Below are 3,557 nucleotides of genomic sequence, written 5' to 3'. Positions count from 1 at the left end.
AACTGGCCGGACAGACCGATGGAGCGGCGCACGGCGTCGGGATGCCTGAGTACGTCCACGCCCGCGACGACCGCCTTGCCGCTGTCGGGGCGCAGCAGGGTCGTCAGACAGCGGACGGTCGTCGTCTTTCCCGCGCCGTTCGGCCCGAGCAGACCCAGGACCGTGCCTTCGGGGACATCGAGGTCGACGCCGTCCAGTGCCCTTACGTCACCGAAGGTCTTCACCAGACCTTCGGCGTAGATGGCGCCTGGCATATGTGTTCTCCACGTCGTTGGGGATGGTGGTGTGAGGAGTCGGTCGCTGCGAGTCGGGGTGACTGCGCGACACACCGTAACGCGATGTATCGCGTCTCTCAATGGATTTCTCTCGACATTTCCCGAACCAGGTGACGGAGGGGTGTCGGCGAGGTCTCCGACGTCAATCGATGACCGTGTAGCCCGCCTCGCGCAGGGCCTGACCGACCTCGGCGCAGTGCGCCGGCCCCTTCGTCTCCAGGTGCAGCTCCACCTCCGCCTCCGTGAGCCCGAGCCGGGGGTCGGTCCGTACATGGCTCACGTCGAGGACGTTAGCGTCCACCACTGACAACACCCCCAGAAGCGTCGCGAGGGCGCCCGGCCGGTCCGTCAGCCGCAGCCGAACGGCCAGGTAGCGGCCCTGCGCGGCCATGCCGTGCCGCAGGACCCGCTGGAGCAGCACGGGGTCGACGTTGCCGCCGTATAGCACCGCGACGACCGGGCCGGGGAAGGCACCGGGATCGCCCAGCAGCGCCGCGACCGGGCTGGCGCCGGCCGGCTCGACGACCAGCTTGGCCCGCTCCAGGCACAGCAGCAGCGCGGCGGACAGCTGGTCCTCGGTGACCGTGCGGACCTCGTCGACCAGCTCCGCGACGATCCCGAACGGCACGTCGCCGGGCCGCCCCACCTTGATGCCGTCGGCCATCGTCGCCGGGTTCTCGACCGACACCGGCCGCCCGGCCGCGAGCGAGGGCGGGTACGCCGCCGCGCCCGCCGCCTGCACGCCGACGATCCGCACGTCGGGCCGCAGCGCCTTCACCGCGACCGCGATGCCTGCCGCGAGCCCGCCGCCGCCCATGCCGACGACGATCGTGCCCACCTCCGGGCACTGGTCCAGGATCTCCAGGCCGACCGTGCCCTGTCCCGCGATGATGTCGGGGTGGTCGAACGGGTGGATGAACACCGCGCCCGTCTTCTCCGCGTACTCCTGTGCGGCGGCCAGCGTCTCGTCCACGACCTGACCGTGCAGGCGGACCTCGGCGCCGTATTCCCGGGTGGCGCTGATCTTGGGCAGCGGGGCGCCCACCGGCATGAACACGGTGGCGTGCACCCCGAGCAGCGCGGACGCCAGCGCCACGCCCTGCGCGTGGTTCCCGGCGCTGGCGGCGACGACCCCGGCGGCACGCTCCTCGGGCAGCAGACCGGCGATGCGGACGTACGCGCCCCGCAGCTTGAAGGACCCCGTACGCTGCAGGTTCTCGCACTTGAGGTGGACCGGCGCGCCCACCAGCTGCGACAGGTGCCTGCTGCCTTCCATCGCGGTCACCCGCGCCACGCCCGCGAGCATCTTCTGGGCCCCGCGCACATCGTCGAGAGTGACGGACCGCAGGGCGTCGGCTGTGCTGTGGCTCATGACTCAAGTCTCGCAGTTCACAGTCGCGCACAGCTGGTGTGACCAAGCTCCGAGACCGGATTGCGCAGCGCCGGTACGGCCCGCCCCCCGGCCGCGTACCCTGTCCCCCATCCCAGAACTCTTCATGAAGCGAGCCCCCGGCCATGCCCACAACACCTGAAATGTCGATGGACATGACGACCGTCGGTGACACCGGTCTCCTCGACACGCTGCAGCACGAGGTGGCGGTGTTCGCCCGCCGTGCCGAACAGACCCGGCTCGGCGGCGTCGGGCAGGTGCGCAACTCCATGGACCGCGCCGCCTACCTGCTGCTGAACCGTCTCGACAAGGAAGGCCCGATGGGCGTCAAGGCGCTCGCCGCGAGCATGGGGATCGACTCGTCGACGGTCACCCGGCAGGTGGCTCCCCTGGTCGACACCGGGCTCGTCAAGCGGACCTCGCACCCCGAGGACGGCCGGGCCGTGGTGCTCCAGCTGTCCCCGCGCGGGCTGTCCCGGCTGGAGGAAGTGCGTTCGTCCCGGCGACAGTTGATGGCCGAGCTGACAGGCGACTGGGCGCCGGAGGAGCGCGAGGCGTTCTGCACGCTCCTCACGCGCTTCAACAGCGCGCTTTCCGCCCGCATGGCGGTGCCGGGCGTACCCGCGCCGGAGACTCCGTCGGCCTCCTGAGCCCCGGACTCTTGACCTTGGGCCGCCGCTGGCCTCATATGAGACCGGGTCCTGGTCGTACACGGTTCCACATTCCGTACCGGCAGGGCCCCTCAGGCGGGAGGCGCGGTGCGAGAGCGGCAGGCGTCCCAAAACGCCCGCCGGGCCCGGGAGTTCGAGGCGTTCGTCGCGGGCGCGGCAGGGCGGCTTCTGCATGCCGCCACACTGCTGACCGCCGAGGCCCCGGACGACAACCCGCGCGCGAGGCGGCTGCTTACCCTGGCCCTCGCGCACACGTACGCGTGCTGGGACCGGCTGCGCGGCGAGGACCCGTACGACCGTGCCCGCCAGTACCTGGCCACGCGCTTCGCACGCGGGGCGTGGCACCACTACGGCGGCGGCCTCGGTCGCGGCCGCCCGCATCCCGGAAGCGCCCTGGCCGTCCTCACCCCCCAGGAGCGCCTGATCCTCGTCCTGCGGCTGTACGAGGGGGTCGCCGAGGAGCAGGCGGCGGCACTGCTCGGCCTCCCGGCGGAGCGGGTCCACACGATCTGCGACCGGGCGACGGCCACTTTGCTGCATCCGCGCCGGGGGCAGGCGCCGGCGGTGATGGGCACGAAGGTGGCGCCGTCGTGAGGCGCCGGGGCGACAGGAGGCGCGGATGAACCGGCCCGAGCGCGAGGCCGCCGCACGGCGGATCATGGAGAAGGTGCCGCCACCGGTACCGCCCGAGCTGTACGCGGCGGTCGTGCGCCGCGGGAGCCGCATGCTGCGGCGGAGGACCGCGGCCCGTCGCCTCATGTGGCTGCTGCTGTTCGCGGCGGCCGTGGCCTTCACCGTGTGGGCGCTGACGGTGCGCCCCTGGGTGGAGCCGCCCTCTCAGACGACTCCACCGATCACCGGCTGGTGAGGCCTAGCCGAGGGCCTGCTGCAGGTCCTCCAGCAGGTCGTCGACGTTCTCGATGCCCACGGAGAGGCGGACGAGGTCGGCGGGGACCTCCAGGGCCGAACCGGCCGCGGACGCGTGCGTCATTCGGCCCGGGTGCTCGATGAGGGACTCGACGCCCCCGAGGGACTCGCCGAGCGTGAAGACCTTGGCGCGGTTGCACACCTCGACGGCCGCCTCCTCGCCGCCCTCGACCTGGAAGGAGACCATGCCGCCGAACGCCTTCATCTGCTTGGCGGCGACCTCGTGACCGGGGTGCTCCGGCAGTCCGGGATACAGGACACGGGTCACGCGCGCGTGCCGGCTCAGCATGTCGG

6 protein-coding genes are annotated in these 3,557 nt (G+C 72.0%); 3 read left to right on the top strand and 3 right to left on the bottom strand.

The genetic code is table 11. The annotated features are described in order from the left end of the window. A partial coding sequence (locus ACFW2E_RS14635) for an ATP-binding cassette domain-containing protein (protein WP_384466250.1) occupies positions 1-254 on the bottom strand: 254 nt, incomplete at its 3' end. A 163-nt stretch (positions 255-417) separates the two neighbouring features. Beyond that, positions 418-1,647, bottom strand: coding sequence for a threonine ammonia-lyase (gene ilvA / locus ACFW2E_RS14630; protein WP_384466248.1), 1,230 nt, complete (start codon positions 1,645-1,647; stop codon positions 418-420). 161 nt (positions 1,648-1,808) lie between these two features. On the opposite strand from ilvA, the gene ACFW2E_RS14625 reads away from it, so the two are divergent. The 3 genes from ACFW2E_RS14625 to ACFW2E_RS14615 all read left to right on the top strand — a co-directional run bounded on the left by ACFW2E_RS14625 (position 1,809) and on the right by ACFW2E_RS14615 (position 3,204). After that, entirely contained in the window at positions 1,809-2,315 is a 507-nt protein-coding gene (locus tag ACFW2E_RS14625) for a MarR family winged helix-turn-helix transcriptional regulator (RefSeq protein ID WP_384466246.1), read from the top strand. Positions 2,316-2,423: 108 nt separating this feature from the next. Beyond that, positions 2,424-2,930 (top strand): sigma factor-like helix-turn-helix DNA-binding protein, encoded by a 507-nt coding sequence (locus tag ACFW2E_RS14620; protein ID WP_384466242.1) that lies wholly within the window; start codon positions 2,424-2,426, stop codon positions 2,928-2,930. A 25-nt stretch (positions 2,931-2,955) separates the two neighbouring features. Beyond that, positions 2,956-3,204 (top strand): hypothetical protein, encoded by a 249-nt coding sequence (locus ACFW2E_RS14615; RefSeq protein WP_384466240.1) that lies wholly within the window; start codon positions 2,956-2,958, stop codon positions 3,202-3,204. A gap of 3 nt (positions 3,205-3,207) precedes the next feature. Here ACFW2E_RS14615 and ACFW2E_RS14610 read toward each other — a convergent pair. Next, positions 3,208-3,557 (bottom strand): PLP-dependent transferase (locus ACFW2E_RS14610; RefSeq protein WP_384466238.1); only part of this gene is annotated, 350 nt, incomplete at its 5' end.

It is taken from the genome of Streptomyces sp. NPDC058964 (assembly GCF_042741275.1).
In the GTDB taxonomy this organism is placed as follows: Bacteria; Actinomycetota; Actinomycetes; order Streptomycetales; family Streptomycetaceae; genus Streptomyces.
The sequence above is the reverse complement of the archived record's forward strand: the minus strand, read 5'-3'. Positions and strand labels throughout refer to the sequence as shown.